Annotated in this window: 16 protein-coding genes; 7 read left to right on the top strand and 9 right to left on the bottom strand. The window is 62.0% G+C overall.

Translation table 11 applies throughout. The annotated features are described in order from the left end of the window. Position 1 precedes the first annotated feature (1 nt). Both ACLK1G_RS05400 and ACLK1G_RS05395 read left to right on the top strand, forming a co-directional pair. Positions 2-1,303: an ATP-binding protein gene (locus ACLK1G_RS05400; protein WP_420764486.1), complete on the top strand. Its 1,302-nt coding sequence runs from the start codon at positions 2-4 to the stop codon at positions 1,301-1,303. A 250-nt stretch (positions 1,304-1,553) separates the two neighbouring features. After that, positions 1,554-1,886, top strand: a complete 333-nt coding sequence (locus ACLK1G_RS05395; protein ID WP_420764485.1) for a hypothetical protein — start codon at positions 1,554-1,556, stop codon at positions 1,884-1,886. A 109-nt stretch (positions 1,887-1,995) separates the two neighbouring features. Here ACLK1G_RS05395 and ACLK1G_RS05390 read toward each other — a convergent pair whose 3' ends face one another. After that, on the bottom strand, positions 1,996-2,637 hold the full coding sequence (locus ACLK1G_RS05390; RefSeq protein WP_420764484.1) for a DUF1345 domain-containing protein: 642 nt from the start codon (positions 2,635-2,637) through the stop codon (positions 1,996-1,998). Between the two features lie 38 nt (positions 2,638-2,675). Further along, entirely contained in the window at positions 2,676-3,332 is a 657-nt protein-coding gene (pncA, locus tag ACLK1G_RS05385; RefSeq protein ID WP_420764483.1) for a bifunctional nicotinamidase/pyrazinamidase, read from the bottom strand. A gap of 280 nt (positions 3,333-3,612) precedes the next feature. On the opposite strand from pncA, the gene ACLK1G_RS05380 reads away from it, so the two are divergent. Then, positions 3,613-5,691, top strand: a complete 2,079-nt coding sequence (locus tag ACLK1G_RS05380) for a putative bifunctional diguanylate cyclase/phosphodiesterase (protein WP_420764482.1) — start codon at positions 3,613-3,615, stop codon at positions 5,689-5,691. 9 nt (positions 5,692-5,700) lie between these two features. On the opposite strand, the gene ACLK1G_RS05375 is transcribed toward ACLK1G_RS05380, so the two are convergent. Next, on the bottom strand, positions 5,701-6,801 hold the full coding sequence (locus ACLK1G_RS05375; RefSeq protein ID WP_420764481.1) for a DNA alkylation repair protein: 1,101 nt from the start codon (positions 6,799-6,801) through the stop codon (positions 5,701-5,703). Between the two features lie 151 nt (positions 6,802-6,952). On the opposite strand from ACLK1G_RS05375, the gene ACLK1G_RS05370 reads away from it, so the two are divergent. After that, complete coding sequence (locus ACLK1G_RS05370; protein WP_420764480.1) at positions 6,953-7,261, top strand: RcnB family protein; 309 nt, start codon at positions 6,953-6,955, stop codon at positions 7,259-7,261. Here ACLK1G_RS05370 and ACLK1G_RS05365 read toward each other — a convergent pair. Together ACLK1G_RS05365 and ACLK1G_RS05360 are read right to left on the bottom strand one after the other, a co-directional pair. Continuing rightward, positions 7,258-7,581, bottom strand: a complete 324-nt coding sequence (locus ACLK1G_RS05365; RefSeq protein WP_420764479.1) for a protealysin inhibitor emfourin — start codon at positions 7,579-7,581, stop codon at positions 7,258-7,260. The two genes, ACLK1G_RS05370 and ACLK1G_RS05365, sit on opposite strands and share 4 nt — an antisense overlap. Then, positions 7,578-8,642, bottom strand: coding sequence for a M4 family metallopeptidase (locus ACLK1G_RS05360; protein WP_420764478.1), 1,065 nt, complete (start codon positions 8,640-8,642; stop codon positions 7,578-7,580). Before ACLK1G_RS05360 ends, ACLK1G_RS05365 begins: the two co-directional genes overlap by 4 nt. 139 nt (positions 8,643-8,781) lie before the next feature. Here ACLK1G_RS05360 and ACLK1G_RS05355 point away from each other — a divergent pair, with 139 nt between their 5' ends. Beyond that, the gene (locus ACLK1G_RS05355; RefSeq protein ID WP_420764477.1) at positions 8,782-9,123 is read left to right on the top strand and encodes an FKBP-type peptidyl-prolyl cis-trans isomerase; all 342 of its coding nucleotides are present in this window, start codon (positions 8,782-8,784) and stop codon (positions 9,121-9,123) included. A gap of 11 nt (positions 9,124-9,134) precedes the next feature. Here ACLK1G_RS05355 and ACLK1G_RS05350 read toward each other — a convergent pair whose 3' ends face one another. Then, positions 9,135-10,256, bottom strand: a complete 1,122-nt coding sequence (locus ACLK1G_RS05350; protein WP_420764476.1) for a cytochrome P450 — start codon at positions 10,254-10,256, stop codon at positions 9,135-9,137. A gap of 80 nt (positions 10,257-10,336) precedes the next feature. On the opposite strand from ACLK1G_RS05350, the gene ACLK1G_RS05345 reads away from it, so the two are divergent. Beyond that, the gene (locus tag ACLK1G_RS05345; RefSeq protein WP_420764475.1) at positions 10,337-11,092 is read left to right on the top strand and encodes an ArsR/SmtB family transcription factor; all 756 of its coding nucleotides are present in this window, start codon (positions 10,337-10,339) and stop codon (positions 11,090-11,092) included. Positions 11,093-11,429: 337 nt separating this feature from the next. Here the strand turns inward: ACLK1G_RS05345 and ACLK1G_RS05340 are convergent, their stop codons facing one another. After that, positions 11,430-12,224 (bottom strand): AraC family transcriptional regulator, encoded by a 795-nt coding sequence (locus ACLK1G_RS05340; RefSeq protein ID WP_420764474.1) that lies wholly within the window; start codon positions 12,222-12,224, stop codon positions 11,430-11,432. 110 nt (positions 12,225-12,334) lie between these two features. On the opposite strand from ACLK1G_RS05340, the gene ACLK1G_RS05335 reads away from it, so the two are divergent. After that, positions 12,335-13,264, top strand: a complete 930-nt coding sequence (locus ACLK1G_RS05335) for a DMT family transporter (protein WP_420764473.1) — start codon at positions 12,335-12,337, stop codon at positions 13,262-13,264. A gap of 88 nt (positions 13,265-13,352) precedes the next feature. Here ACLK1G_RS05335 and ACLK1G_RS05330 read toward each other — a convergent pair whose 3' ends face one another. Further along, complete coding sequence (locus ACLK1G_RS05330; protein WP_420764472.1) at positions 13,353-14,372, bottom strand: branched-chain amino acid aminotransferase; 1,020 nt, start codon at positions 14,370-14,372, stop codon at positions 13,353-13,355. A 245-nt stretch (positions 14,373-14,617) separates the two neighbouring features. Next, positions 14,618-16,000 carry a dihydrolipoyl dehydrogenase gene (lpdA, locus tag ACLK1G_RS05325; protein WP_420764471.1) on the bottom strand — a complete coding sequence of 461 codons (1,383 nt, stop codon included), beginning with the start codon at positions 15,998-16,000 and terminating at the stop codon, positions 14,618-14,620.

Here is a 16,000-nt window from a genome sequence, read left to right as displayed (position 1 = left end):
GATGTGGAAGCTGCTGATTCGCCTGTATCTGGTCACCATCGTTTCCTACAGCGCGGCGATCTATTTGATGCCGGAACTGGTGATCCGCCTGTTCCACGAGCGTTTCCAAACCTACAACCTCGACTACTCCCGTGGCCTGCAAACCCTGATGGTCAAGCAGTTCCGCGCCGCGCCCAGCGAGCAATGGCCGGCGCTGGCGGCGCAGATGGACAAGGAGTTCGAGCCATTGCGCATCGAGCTGGCGACCACCGGGGACGCCGGTTTCACCGCAACCGAACAGGCGCGTCTCAAGCGTGGTGAGAACGTGGTGCGCATCGGTGACTGGGGCTGGCGAACCCTGGCGGCCGCGCCGCTGGACGAGCACACGGCGGTGAAGATGATCGTGCCGCCCGACCCGGCGGATGTCAGTTGGTTGTATTGGAGCATCAACGTGTTGATCGGCGCGACGATGCTGGGCTGCCTGCTGCTCTGGTTGCGGCCGCATTGGCGCGATCTGGAGCGTCTGAAGCGCACCGCCGAGCGTTTCGGCAAGGGGCATTTGAGCGAGCGCACGCACATTGCGCCGCGCTCGAACATTGGCAGCCTGGCCCACGTATTCGACACCATGGCAGGGGACATCGAGAATCTGCTCAACCAGCAGAGGGACCTGCTAAACGCCGTGTCCCATGAACTGCGCACGCCCTTGACCCGACTCGATTTTGGCCTTGCGCTGGCGTTGTCCGAGGAGATGCCGACGGCCAGTCGCGAGCGTCTGCAAGGGTTGGTGGCGCACATTCGCGAACTGGACGAGTTGGTGCTGGAACTGCTGTCCTACAGCCGCTTGCAAAATCCGGAGCGGGTGCCGGAGCGGGTCGAAGTGCCGCTGGACGAGTTCATCGACAGTATCCTGGGCAGCCTCGACGAAGACCTGGCCGCGCCGGAGGTGGTGATCGACGTGCTGCTGCACGGCGCACTGGAGCGTTTCGTGCTGGACCCGCGCCTGACCGCCCGGGCGTTGCAGAACCTGTTGCGCAATGCCATGCGTTATTGCGAAAAGCGCATCCAGGTCGGTGTGCTGGTGGGTGATCAAGGCTGTGAGATCTGGGTCGACGACGATGGCATTGGCATTCCCGACAGCGAGCGCGAGCGCGTCTTCGAGCCGTTCTACCGCCTGGACCGCAGCCGCGACCGCGCCACGGGCGGCTTCGGCCTCGGCCTGGCGATCAGCCGCCGTGCCCTGCAAGCCCAAGGCGGCACCCTGACGGTCGGGGCTTCGCCGCTGGACGGGGCACGCTTCAGGCTGTGGCTGCCAACGCCGCCTTGAAGCCTGATGCAGTCCCTGTGGCTAGGGGATTTATGCCATTGGCGCCAACCCAATTCTTCGTTCCACCGCTCATCTGGGTGATGTTGCTGTTAGAGATTCCGACGAACCGTTTGTCGGTACTGTAATTGTTGACAGGTGTACGGGCATGCAGATCGCTTTAGTTTGCTGACGTGTGTTTACTTATTAGCTATCTCGCGGAGTCAGACATGAACAAAAGAAGCCCAGAAAAAAAACCGAAGCACAAGGTTTTATGACCGCTATGGCTGCGACGTTTAATTTTAAAGCGGAATCAGTTTCGTTTACCAACCCACCTGGATTGTCGGGATTCAATAATCCCCAGAGTATGTGGATTAATCCCTCCCCGGGGGAGGTGAACGGTGCAGGCACGTATGACGTTGGCACATCATCGGAACAGGTTTATATGGATTTCAGTATGGATGAATACACACGTCCCGCGGTGAGCGGAACGATTCGGTTTGATGAATATGACGAGGGGAAGCTGGCCAAGGGAAACTTCGACGTTGAGCTTAAGGAAGGGGTGAGTGTAAAAGGCGAATTCTCCCTAAGGCAATGGGTGGATTAGAAGTTCAGATCTGATCTGACAATTACCGGATTTATGGACGTGATTGTCAGGTCAATTCAGTTGATGCACTTATGGGACCTATCCCCGCTGGGCTGCGGAGCTGCTCAAATCATCCAAACAACCCCGCCGCAATATTGATCGAAAACCCCAATATCGCCGTATTGAACACAAAACCGATCAACGACTGCGCCAACACGATCTTGCGCAACTGCCGCGTGGCAACCCCCACGTCCGAGGTCTGCACCGCCACGCCGATGGTGAACGAGAAGTACAGGAAATCCCAGTAATTGGGTGTGCTCAGGCCTTCGGCAAAACGCAGCGCCGGCTCCTTGCCGTTCCAGGTGTAATACAACCGGGCGTAATGAACGCTGAAGATCACTCCGATCAGCAACCATGAGCCAATCACGGTCAACGCGGTCACGCCGTAATGCAGCCATTTGCCGGCCGTTTGCAGGTCGCGGCTGCCGGCCAGTTCAAAGGTGATGGTCGCCAGGCTGGCCAAGGCTGCGATGCAAACCATCAACAACACGAGCCCGGCGTTTTCGTCTTCCATTTCGGCGATGCGCTTCACGTCCGGTGCCTTGGCCCGCACCGTGAGCCAGAACATCAACAGCAGATAAGTCCAGACCCCGACGTTCCAGCCGATCAGGATCTTGCCGATGACCGAGTCCGCGGGCATCGACAAACCCGCGGCCAGGCCAATGATCGTGGCCCAGGAAAGGCGCGGGTGAGTGCGGGTGAGGCGGGGCATGGGAACTCACTGTGACAAGGGAATACGGGTAGTAACAGTCATCCGGCAAACGCCGGGCTGGCGATGTCGCTGGATTGAATCAGCCGCACGCCGGCCTCCTGCATGCGCCGCATGGCCGCGTCCATCGAACCGTCGATATCGATGCCCCGACAAGCGTCCAGAACGACGATCGCGTTGAAGCCAGCCATTCGTGCGTCCAGCGCCGAGTACATCACGCAGAAGTCCAGGGCCAATCCGACCATGTACACCGTGTCGATGCCGCGCTCCTTGAAGTAGCCGGTCAGGCCGGTCGGGGTCTGACGGTCGGCTTCCATGAAGGCCGAGTAGCTGTCGATGGCCGGGTTGCACCCCTTGCGAATGACCAATTGGGCATGAGGCAAGTCAAGGTCAGCGTGCAGCGCGGCGCCCGGGGTATCCTGGACACAGTGGTCGGGCCAGAGCTTTTGTTCGCCGTAGGGAAGCTGGATAAGGTCGAAGGGTTGCTTGTCTTCATGGCTGGAGGCGAACGAGGCGTGCCCGGCGGGGTGCCAGTCCTGGGCGCAGACGACGTTCAGGAACGAACGGCCGAGTCGGTTGACCAGCGGCACGATTTCGTCGCCACCCGGCACGGCCAGTTGGCCGCCAGGGATGAAGTCGTTCTGGATGTCAATCACGAGTAAAGCCGTGGTTGTGGCTTTGGTATCCGTTAGGGTCATGCCGGCTGCTCCTGGGGGGAACTGAAGAGCTTAGCCGAATCGGTTCCGGCTCAGGTGGTTGTTTGTGCCGGGCACCGCATCGCGAGCAAGCTTGATTCCACATGGGCCGTTGGACGACGCCCTGCGGATAAGGGCCGCTACCGGGGAGCCCAGTGTCTTTCGTCGCAAATATTTTTTTGTATGATGGCTTTTTGATGCACTTCTGTAGCGACTGTGTAGAATCGCCAACTTTCAACCGGGCATGGAAGCAGTACGGCCTTAAGGTCACGAGAAAAAACCCATGCTCATCGGCAGCTATTCACCCGCTCTCGTTTCGTTTTCCCTGTTTGTTGCAATCCTGGCGTCCTACACCGCGCTGGATCTGGCCGGGCGTATCGCCACCGCTCAGGGGCGCGCCGTTCACTTCTGGATGGCCGGTGGTGCGTTGGCGATGGGGGTGGGCATCTGGTCCATGCATTTCATCGGCATGCTCGCTTTCACCTTGCCGGTAGAGCTTGGCTACGATTTGGCGATCACTGCGCTGTCTTTGCTGATTGCCGTCCTTTCCAGCGGCTTTGCGCTGTGGTTGGTCAGCCAGCCACAACTGCGCGCCTGGCATTTGGCGTTCGGCGCGTTGGTGATGGGTACCGGCATCAGTGCCATGCATTACACCGGCATGGCCGCGTTGCGGATGCAACCGGGCATCGATTACGACCCGACGCTGTTCGGGGCTTCGTTGTTGATTGCCGTCGTAGCGTGCGCGGCGGCGTTATGGATCGCCTTTCATCTTCGCCAGAATACGCCTCACGTACGCCTGGCTCGTGCCGGCGCAGCCGTGGTGATGGGCGTCGCCATCGTCGGCATGCACTACACCGGCATGGCCGCGGCGCAGTTCCGCGAAGGCAGTTTCTGCGGGGCCCTGGATGGCTTGAGCGGCAAGGGGCTGGACAATGTGGTGTTGATTACCACCCTGGCAATCCTGGCGATTACCTTGCTGACTTCCATCCTCGACGCACGCCTTGAAGCGCGTACGGCGGAGTTGGCCAGGTCGCTGACCCAGGCCAACCGGGAGCTGACTCAACTGGCCCTGCACGACCCCCTGACCGGATTGCCCAACCGTGTTTTGCTGGCCGATCGCATTGGCCAAGCCATGCACCGCGTGCAGGAACAGGGCGGGTGTTTCGCCTTGATGTTCATTGACCTGGATGGCTTCAAACCGGTGAACGACGCGTTTGGCCATCACATGGGCGACCTGTTGCTGCGGGACGTGGCCCTGCGCCTGCGCGAGGATCTGCGCAACCAGGACACCCTCGCACGGATCGGTGGCGACGAGTTCGTCCTGCTGGTGCAACTGGCCGAGCCGGACGACGCCCTGCGCCTGGCCGCTCGGCAGGTTGCATTGATCGGCGGCACGTTCCGGGTCGCCGACCATGACCTGCAGATCTCCGCCAGTGTCGGCATCTCGCTTTATCCGGGCAACGGCCAGAGCGCCGATGAACTGTTGATGAACGCGGACGCGGCGATGTATCACGCCAAGGGCGCCGGCAAGAACGGCTACAGCTTCTTCGACGCCTCGATGAACAGCAACGCCCGCAAGCAATTGCAATTGCTGCAAGACTTGCGCATCGCCGTCGAGCAGCGGCAGTTCACCCTGCATTACCAGCCCAAGTTCGACGCCGCGAAGGGCCGTCCGGTAGGTGCCGAAGCGCTGCTGCGCTGGACCCATCCAACCCAGGGCCTGCTGATGCCCGACACCTTCATCGACCTGGCGGAGAAGACCGGGTTGATCATTCCGATCGGCGAATGGGTGCTCAACGAAGCCTGCCGGCAGATGCGCGAATGGTACGTGCTGGGCTACACCGACTGGCGCATCGCGGTGAATCTCTCGGCCTTGCAGTTCTGCCATGCGGGCCTGGTGCAGAGCGTGGCCAAGGCGCTGGAAACTCATCATTTGCCGGCCAACAGCCTGACGCTGGAAATCACCGAGACCACTGCCATGAGCGACGCGGACGCGAGCATGACGGTGCTGCAACAGCTGTCGGACATGGGCGTGGACCTGTCCATCGACGACTTCGGCACCGGCTATTCGAGCCTGATGTACCTCAAGCGCCTGCCGGCCAACGAGTTGAAGATCGATCGCGGTTTCGTGCGCGACCTGGAGCACGACAGCGATGACGCGGCCATCGTCTCGGCCATCGTCGCCCTCGGCCAGGCCCTGGGGCTGCGGATCGTCGCCGAAGGGGTGGAGACCGATGTACAACAGGACTTCCTGACGCAGTTGGGCTGCGATTCACTGCAAGGATATCTGTTGGGGCATCCGCAACCGGCCGAGCATTTCCTCAAGAACATCCGCCAGTTCCCGCGCGTGGCGATCGCCTGAGGCGAATGCTCAGGGGACGATGTCGAACGCGGTGCTGCCCAGCCGCTCGCCATTGATCAGCACATGCACCGCATGCCGGCCCTCATAGTGTCGGCGCGTGGTCAGCTCGCGGATGTGCTGGGAGCGGCTGAGGTTGGCGCACGCCAGGGCGGGCAGGTCGAAGGTCCTGAGTTTGAACACCTTGGCCGACGTACCGCCCGAGGCTTTTACGTAATCGATCGCATAATCGATCACCAAGCGTTGGTTCTCGGGACAAGTCGATTGCACCTTGAACGACAACGTGACCTGCTCGCCCAGGCGAATCACCGCCGGCAGCACTTGCAGATCCGAGACCTCGACCTGCGCCTTACCTCCCGCTCCGATGACCGCCAGCGCCCGGGGGTTACCTTGCTTGATCAGGCTGCGCAGGGCATGCCGGGCGATCCAGGCGGTGTGGCGCTCCTGGAGCGGCCAGCCTTCGATGCGGTCAAGGACCCAGTCGGGATGCTGCTTGGTCACATCGTTCAGGTGGTTGGCGACGGATTTGCGCACGTACAGGCTGTCGTCGGCCTTGAGCGCATCGAGGATGGCGGCGGCGAGTTCCGGGTTGGCCTGGATCGGCTCCAGATGGAATGACCAGGGCAGGCGCGGGCGGCTGCCTTCGCTGGCGAGGCGGCGCACGTGCTCGTTGGCGTCCAGTGCCCATTCATGCATCACTTCTAAAGTACCCGCCAGGTCATCGCGCAGGAAATGCCGCACGGCGAATTCCGCGGAGCCGAACCGGGTGAAATACTTGAGCGCGTCCATGGACGCTTCGAAGGCATGCCGACCGTACGACGCCACGTAGTGCGGCAGGAACATGCTCACGAACATGCTGTTCAACCGCGGCGCCAGGGCACGCAGTACTTCCAGCGATGATTCGTAATCCAGCGGCAAGACCGTATGCAGACACTCGCTGACCCGCGCCATGCGCTGCATCACCGACAACTGCGCCAGCCCATCGTTGGCCATGTCCAGGAACACCTTGGCATCGAACGCCGGGTACACCGCGCGCATTTCGGTGGCGATGTGTTCCAGGCGGGCATTGTTGAAGATTTCCTTGAGGGCTGGAGAAGAGGTGGTGGTGCTCATGTTGGGTCCGTCCGGCGGGTGTTGGGCCAAGGCTCGCCACTATGCCATAGCCGGCACATGGGAATGGGGCCTTCAGAAGCAACAGTAAAAGGAATGATTCGCCGTCGCCGAAGTCCCAGATTCAGTACCTTGAATTAATTGGAGTTCTTCTATGCGCAAACCCACCCTCATCGCCAGCCTCGTCTTGATCGCCGGCTTCGGAGCCTTTGGGCCTGTCGCGCAAGCCGTCGAGAAAACCGGAGACGCCCTGGAGCATTCGCCAAGCAATGGCCGCCGGCTGGTGGAAAACGACCGGGTCCCGGCGGACTACCAGCGCTCGGACAGGGCCATGAAAGACTGGAAGCAGAAAAAGCTCGAGCAGCCGACAGAAGAGCAGCAATGGGTGCATATCGACGACAAGTACCTGCTGATCGAAACCGTGTCCGGCGCAATCGTCAAGATCGTCCCCGCGACACGCTAAAGCACTTCGCCTTTATCCCACAGATGAACCAACTCGCCAGGTGCCCGGTCCTCGGGCACTTGCAGCACCATTTCGTCGTCCTGGTCGTTGGCCCGGTAACGCACCTCGATCTGGAAATAACGCTGGTCGCCCCGGCCAGGGGTGGAAGAGGTGAGCGGCAGGCACCCCTCCAGCACCGAGCAGATGCGCGTGCGTTGGTCGATGTCGCATTGGGCGAACTCGATTTCCCGGGGCCGGGTCAGGGCATGGATGGCTGCCACGCCGCCCTGGCGCGACAGCTTTACGACCGCTTTGTCATCAAGGTCTGGCAGGGTTTTCATCCGTTCTCCTCGTTCAGGTCGACACCCACCTGTGCCCAGCCGTCCTGGACGGCTTTGACTTCCCGTTCGCCGAAACGCTGGCGGGCGTGCTCAATGGTCAGGCGAGCAAACGCGCTAAAGGACGCGTCATTGGCCAGTTGCCTGTCGCACAAGGTGTCATACCAGATTTTCCCGGCCTTTTCCCAGGCGAATCCGCCCAGCGCGGTCGCCACCAGATAAAAGGCCCGGTTGGGAATGCCGGAGTTGATGTGCACGCCGCCGTTGTCCTCGCGGGTGATGACGAACTCGCGCATGTGCGCCGGCTGGGGATCCTTGCCCAGCAGCGGGTCATCGTAAGCGGTGCCGGGGTTGGACATGCTGCGCAAACCATCACCGTTGATCTTGTCAGTGAGCAGGTCCGCGCCGATCAACCAGTCGGCCTGCTCGGCGGTCTGGCCCAATACGAATTGCTTGACCAGCACCCCGAACACATCGGAAATCGATTCGTTCAATGCGCCGGACTGGTTGGCATAGATCAAGCCCGCTTCGCTTTCGGTGACGCCGTGGGCCAACTCGTGGGCCACGACGTCGAGGGAGCGGGTGAAGCGCTGGAAGATCTCGCCATCGCCGTCGCCGAACACCATCTGCGCGCCGTTCCAAAAGGCGTTTTCGTAGTCCTGGCCGTAATGCACGCTGCCGACCAGGGCAAACCCCTTGTTATCGATGGAGTCACGCTCCAGCACCCTCCAGAAAAAGTCATAGGTCGCGCCGAGGGCGTCGTACGCTTCGTCCACCGCCGGGTCGCCACTGGGCGATTGACCTTCCAGGCGCACCGGTTGGCCTGGCAGTTCCATGCCGTTCTGGGCGTCGTGGATGCTGCGCTGTGGTTGGCCGGCCTTGCCGGGCTTGGGCAGCTTGGCGGACGCGGGTGGGTTGCTGGGAGGGCCTGGGTTGTGGCGCAGGTTCTTGACATGAGTCAGGGTGCCGAGGGCGCTGGAACGCTGCTGCTCGGAGCCATGGGCGATAATGCGGTTGAGGATGTAAGGCGGAATGAAGCCGTGGAGCGGGCGTGAGTCGATCATCAGAAAATCCTTATCTGAAATGCAGGGTCGATACCCATGTGAACCGAAGTGGCCGTTGCGGTTCCCTCTGCCGCAAAAGGTTGCCTGTCACGCAGATATCTGCGAAAACCCCGCGCCTGGATCACACGGGAAAGAAGCCATGATTGAAGAGCTGCAAATCATCGACCTGGAAGAGGGCAATGGCAAAAGCGTAGTCAAAGGCGCGCTGATTACCACCCAATATCGCGGCACCCTCGAAGACGGTACAGAGTTCGATTCATCCCACAGTCGCGGCAAACCCTTCCAATGCGTGATCGGCACCGGCCGGGTCATCAAGGGCTGGGATATCGGATTGATGGGCATGAAGGTCGGCGGCAAGCGCAAACTCTGGGTACCGGCGCACCTGGCCTACGGTGAACGGTCCGTGGGCGCCCACATCAAGCCCAACGCCAATCTCAGCTTTGAAATCGAGTTGCTGGAAGTCCTGACGCGGGACGATTGAGACGCCTTCGTTCATGACCGGTCGCTAAACAGCGGGATTCGTCCGTTGGTCGAGGGGCGGTAGTGCCAGGCCAGTTGATCCAGGCACGGCGTGCGTTCCAGGATTGCCTCCAGGGATGCGCGGGCGATGTCCATCGCCAGGGCCTGGCCTGGACATTCGTGGCGGCCGCTGCCGAAGCTGAAACTGCGCCGATTCGGGCGATCCAACAGCAGGGTGTCGGGCGCTGGGTTGAGCTGCGGGTCGCGGTTGGCCGCGGCTAGCAGCACCAGGACTGCGTCTCCCTGGGACAGCGCAGCGCCAAGGATTTCGCAGGGCGCGGCGATGAAGCGTCGGGTGTTCTGCACGGCTGGGTCGAAACGTTGGACTTCGGCCAACAATGAGTTGATCAGCGTAGAGTCATCCCGGAGCACTTGATGTAGCGCGGGATCACGGATCAACGCCAACAATGCGTTACCGATCAGGCCTGCGGTGGCCTCATGGGTTTGCGAAAGCAAGCCGATCAGGTTGGCGGTCCGGCTGTCTGGGTCGGCGTCTTCGAAGCCCTGGCAGATGCCGTTCAATAACTGACTGTCTCGCGCGACGATCCGCTCCTGGAGAAGCCTTGCCAGTTGCTCGCTGGCCCGGTGGGCGGCCTCCCGTTGTGGAGCTTGGCTCAGGGGCGACAGGCAGGCGACGAAATCACCCGTCAGCTCGCTGATCAGATGACTGTCCGTCGGATTGAAACCCAGCAGTTGCGCCACCACGCTGACCGGGCCGCTGAACTGCGCCTGGCGCACGCCTTCGGCGCCATGCCTGAGCAAGCGCGCCTTCACCAGCGCCTCGACCTGGCGGGGATCGATGTCCTGCAACCTCGGCGCGATGGCCGCCTTCGGGCAGCGTTGTCGTTCACCTTCGTTCATCCGCATCAGTCGCCCGAACACTCGGCCGGCAGGCCCCTCGGCAATCGCCTTCGGCACCGGCTCGTGGGCGGGGCGCACGTGGCAGTCGGGATGATGCAAGACCGCGCACACCGCTTCGGCGCTGCTAGCGACCCAGATATTCAAGTGTGGGTTGAAGTCCAGTCCGCCGTTGGCGCGAAGGGTCGAATAGTACGGGTAGGGATCGGCGTGTGTCGCGGCGGTGATCGGGTCCATGATGGTTGCCTCGTTCGTGCGGGGAGGGTGCTGCTACTATCTCCAGTCGACGCATGGCTTGATTCGTCCGGGAGCGAAATATGAACGCAGAGCAACACGATGTGGGCGTGTCCCAGGTAGCCGCGGCCATTGCCGAACCGGCCCGCACTCGAATGCTCTGCGCGCTGATGGACGGCCACGCCCGCACCAGCACGGAGCTGGCAAGCATCGCCGATGTCAGTGCCTCCACCGCCAGCGCCCACCTGGCGAAGCTCAAGGAGTCGGCGCTGGTGCGCTTGCATGTGCAGGGCCGTCATCGTTATTACAGCCTCGCCGACAAACGCGTGGCCGCTGCCCTCGAGGCGTTGATGGTGATTGGCCAGGACGCCGCGCCGACCTTCACCCCACGTACGCCGGATCGCCTGCAGTTTGCTCGCACCTGTTACGACCATATGGCGGGCACCCTAGCGGTGCGGCTGCACGACCGCTTGCTCGAAGCCGGGTGGCTGGTCGAGGTGGACGGTCAAGGGTATCGGCTGAGTGAAACGGGTGAGGCGCTGTTCGAAGGCTTGGGTATCGATGTGCAGGCTTTGACGGCCCAACGACGCCGTTTCGCCTGCCCATGCCTGGACTGGAGCATGCGCCGGCCGCACCTGGGCGGTGCCTTGGGGGCGACGTTGCTGCAACTGGCGATCAAGCGCAAATGGCTGGTCCAGGACCTGGACAGCCGGGCGCTGGGGTTGACGGCCAGCGGCCGCAAGGAAATGGCAGGGCGGTTTGGGATCGATGCGGAATTCGATGCCATATCGACCGGCGCCATCGCGAGCAAGCTCGCTTCCACAGTGGACTTGCGCTGAACTCAACACTCAAGACCACCCGAGATTTTCTGTGGGAGCGAGCCTGCTCGCGATGGCGGCGTCTCATTCAATCCTTTTGCAAGCTGACCCACCGCCATCGCGAGCAAGCTCGCTCCCACAATGGACTTGCGCTGAACACAACACTCAAGACCACCCGAGATCAACTGTGGGAGCGGGCTCGCCCGCGATGACGGCGGCGCATTCAATCCTTGTGCAAGCTCCCCCACCGCCTTCGCGAGCAGGCTCGCCCCCACAATGGACTTGCGCTGAGCACAACACTCAAGACCATCCGAGATTTCCTGTGGGAGCGAGCCTGCTCGCGATGGCGGCCGCTCATTCATGCAGTCATATGGCGGCGCCGATATTCATCCGGCGTGGTGCCCATCATTTTGCGGAACATGCTGATGAACGCCGAGGCGCTGCTGTAGCCCAGGTCCAGGCCAATGGTTTCCACGCTCTGACCACGTTCGAGCAGGGCCAGGGCCTCGATGACTTTCAGGCGCTGGCGCCATTCCACCAAGGACATGCCCAGGTCCCGCTGGGCCCGGCGCATCAGTGTGCGCTCGGTGGTGTTGGCGGCGCGAGCCAGTTGCGGCAAGGAGCGCGGGTCGCTGGGATTGGCCTCCAAGGCCCGCAACACTGGGCCCAGCAGCGGATCATCCGAAGAGGGCAGGTAACTGCCGACGTGGGGCGCCTGCGTCAGCTTGTCCACCAGCACTTGCAACAAGCGCTGCTGTTCGGGCGTCTGTGGCTGGCTCGGCGGGTCGCTGCGCAGTTCTTCCAGCAACGCGCGGATCAGCGGGCTCAGGGTCAGCGCGCAGGGGACGGCTGGCAGCGCACCGCACAGCTCGGCCGCGAGGTACAACGAGCAATGGCAGGCTTCATGCCGATTGAATCCCACGTGTTCCATGTCCGGCGGCAGCCAGATGCCGTATTGCGGGGGCGCCAGGTAATGGTGCTGGGCGATTTCGATTTCCATCACGCCACTGTAGGAATAGACGAACTCTCCCCAGGCATGCCGGTGACGGGGATACGTGGCGTGGGCCGGCATGCAGGCGCTGCGGAAGAAAATCGCCGAGGGTAGCGCCGCGTCGAACGGAGGAATCTTCAAGTGTTGGGCTGGAGGCTGCATATCGACCGCAATGGCGGATTACCGGGATGGCTTGTCGGGTAATCACTATATCCAGCAAAGCTGTCAGGCCGACAATCCTTTCATCTCTTTTCTGCCCGAGGACCTTTTCCATGAACACCCGCCGTGCCCTGGATGGCCAGGTCATCGCCCTGATGACCGGCCTCTGTGCCATCTGGGGTTTCCAGCAAGTCGCGATCAAGGCCGGCGCCGCCGACATGGCGCCGATGTTGCAACTGGGGGTGCGCTCGGCCATCGCCGCGGTACTGGTCTGGCTGTTGGTGCTGGCGCGCGGTGAACGCCTGTCCCTGACCGACGGCAGTTGGCGCCCGGGCCTGTTGGTGGGGTTGTTGTTCGCCCTGGAGTTCGTGATGGTGGGTGAGGGCCTGCGCCACACGACGGCTTCGCACATGGTGATTTTCCTCTACACCGCACCGATGTTCGCCGCCCTCGGTTTGCACTGGAAGTTGCCAAGCGAGCGTCTCAAACCGGCGCAATGGCTAGGCATCACCGTTGCCTTCGGCGGCATTGTGGTCGCCTTCAGCGGCGGTTCGGGCGCGGCGAACGGCAGTTCGTTGCTCGGCGATGGCATGGGCTTGCTGGCCGGCGCGCTGTGGGGCGCGACCACCGTGACGGTACGCTGTTCGCGGCTTACGGACCTGCCGGCCAGCCAGACACTGCTTTACCAGTTGGTGGGCGCCGGGGTGCTGCTGATCGGCATGTCGGCAGCGCTGGGGCAAACGACAATCAACCCCACGCCATCTCTTATTGCGAGCATGGCGTTCCAGGTGTTGCTGGTGTCCTTCGCCAGCTTCCTGATCTGGTTTTCGCTGCTACGCCGGTATCTGGCGTCGCAATTGGGGGTGCTGTCGTTCATGACGCCCCTGTTCGGCATCGGGTTTGGCGTCTGGTTGCTGGATGAGCCGCTGGAGCCGAATTTTATCGTTGGCGCTGCGCTGGTTTTGAGTGGGATCTTGCTGGTAAGCGGTTACGGTTGGTTTCGCCAGCGTTGGGGGCGATCGCCGGTATTGCGGCAAGAGTAACTGAACGCAGATGCATAAAAGCCCACCCTTGCTATGACAGGGGTGGGCTTTTTTACTGAAAAAATTCAGCTGCCCAGAGGGGCTTGGATCAAACCTTGACGATCCAACCCGCGGGCGCTTCCACGTCGCCGGTCTGGACGCCGGTCAGCTCTTTGTAGAGCTTCTGAGTGATCGGGCCGACTTCGGTTTCGCTGTGGAACACGTGCAGCTTGTCCTTGTAGCTGATGCCGCCAATCGGCGTGATCACCGCAGCGGTACCGCAGGCGCCGGCTTCCTTGAAATCCGACAGCTTGTCGATGAACACGTCGCCTTCGATCACTTCCAGGCCCAGGCGCGATTTCGCCAGTTCGATCAGCGACAGGCGGGTGATGCCCGGCAGGACCGAAGGGGAGTTGGGGGTGATGAATTTGTTGTCGTGGGTAATGCCAAAAAAGTTGGCCGAGCCGACTTCTTCGATTTTCGAATGGGTCAGCGGATCCAGATAGATGCAGTCGGCGAAGCTGGCCTTCTTGGCCTGGGAACCGGGCATCAGGCTCGCGGCGTAGTTGCCGCCGACCTTGGCCGCGCCGGTGCCCTGTGGGGCTGCACGGTCGAAGCTGGAGATCAGGAAGTTGTGCGGGGTCAGGCCGCCCTTGAAGTAGGCGCCGACCGGGATGCAGAAGATCGAGAAGATGAACTCGGGCGCGGTGCGCACGCCGATGTTGTCACCCACGCCGATCACGAACGGGCGCAGGTACAGCGCGCCGCCAGTGCCGTACGGCGGGATGAAGCGCTCGTTGGCGCGGACCACTTGCTTGCAGGCTTCTACGAACTGCTCGGTGTCGACATGCGGCATCAGCAGGCGGGCGCAGCTGCGCTGCATGCGGGCGGCGTTCTGGTCCGGACGGAACAGGTTGATCGAACCGTCCTTGCAGCGATAGGCCTTCAAGCCTTCGAAGCATTGCTGACCGTAGTGCAGGGCGGTGGAGCCCTCGCTGATGTGCAGCACGTTGTCGTCGGTCAGGGTGCCCGCGTCCCAGGCGCCATCGCGCCAATGCGACAGGTAGCGCTTGTCGGTCTTGATGTAGTCAAAGCCCAGTTTGTCCCAATTGATGCTCTCGTTACCCATGACACCCTCTATTTCCTGACAACCGTCGAAACGGTTCAAGCTTCTGACGTTTTTGAATGGGGACAACAATACTTCATTCCGGGGGTGTTTCGCAGCTTGTGGCGAGGGGATTTATCCCCGCTGGGCTGCGAAGCGGCCCCAAATACCTGGGCGAGCCGCAGAATCATGCGAGTGCTTCGCACTCGAGCGGGGCGGTGCGACGTTTCGCTAAATCCCCTCGCCACAGGGGGAGTCACCCACAGCTGTTACAGATGCAACGCATGCCCCAACGCCCGCAACGCCGCTTCCTGCACCGCCTCGCCCAGCGTCGGATGGGCGTGGATAGTGCCGGCGATATCTTCCAGGCGCGCGCCCATTTCCAGGGACTGGCCGAACGCGGTGGACAGCTCCGACACCCCCACGCCAACCGCTTGCCAGCCGACGATCAAGTGATTGTCCCGGCGCGCCACGACGCGCACGAAACCGCTTTTCGATTCCAAGGTCATCGCCCGGCCGTTGGCGGCGAACGGGAAGCTCGACACGATGCAATCGAGCCCGGCAGCCTTGGCCTCGTCCGGCGTCTTGCCTACAACGACGACTTCCGGATCGGTGAAGCACACCGCCGCGATGGCCGTCGGGTTGAATTCGCGATGCTGGCCGGCGATCAGCTCGGCGACCATCTCGCCCTGGGCCATGGCCCGGTGGGCGAGCATCGGTTCGCCGCTCAGGTCGCCGATGGCCCAGACGTTGCGCATGCTGGTCTGGCAATGGTTGTCGATCTTCACCGCCGAGCCGTTCATCGCCAGGTCCAGGGCTTCAAGGTCCCAGCCTTGGGTGTTGGGTTTGCGTCCAACCGCCACCAGCACCCGGTCGGTGTCCAGGTTTAACGTGTCGCCGTTGGGATCACGCACCTGCAAAGTGCTGCCCTGGGCATCGAAACCTTCGACGCTGTGCTTGAGGTACAGCTTCACGCCCAACTGCTTGAGCGCCTCGTGTACCGGTTGGGTCAGTTCGCCGTCGTAGGCCGGCAGGATCCGCTCCTGGGCCTCGACCACGCTGACTTGCGCGCCGAGCTTGCGATAGGCGATGCTCAGCTCCAGGCCGATATAACCACCGCCGACCACGACCAGGTGCTTGGGCACCGAGGTGGGGGCGAGGGCTTCAGTGGACGAGGTGATCGGCCCTCCAATCGGCAGCATGGGCAGTTCTATGCTTTTCGAGCCGGTAGCCAGCAGCAGGTGCTCGCACTGGATGCGCGTGTCGCCGACCTCAACGGTCTTGCCGTCGATGACCCTGGCCCAGCCGTGGATGACCTGGACCTTGTTCTTCTTCAGCAACGCGGCGACACCAGTGGTCAGGCGGTCGACAATGCCGTCCTTCCATTCCACGCTCTTGCCGATGTCAAGGGTTGGCGCCGACACGGTGATACCCAAGGCCGAGCCCTGGCTGTGGTGGTGAGTCTGGTGAAACTGCTCGGCCACATGGATCAATGCCTTGGACGGGATACAGCCGATGTTCAGGCAGGTACCGCCCAACGCCTGGCCTTCCACCAGGATCGTTTCAATGCCCAGCTGGCCGGCGCGAATCGCCGCCACGTAGCCGCCGGGACCGCCGCCGATGATCAGCAACTTGGTGTTCAAAGTCTGCAT

Source organism: Pseudomonas algeriensis, assembly GCF_048847255.1.
Classification (GTDB): Bacteria; Pseudomonadota; Gammaproteobacteria; order Pseudomonadales; family Pseudomonadaceae; genus Aquipseudomonas.
The sequence above is the reverse complement of the archived record's forward strand: the minus strand, read 5'-3'. Positions and strand labels throughout refer to the sequence as shown.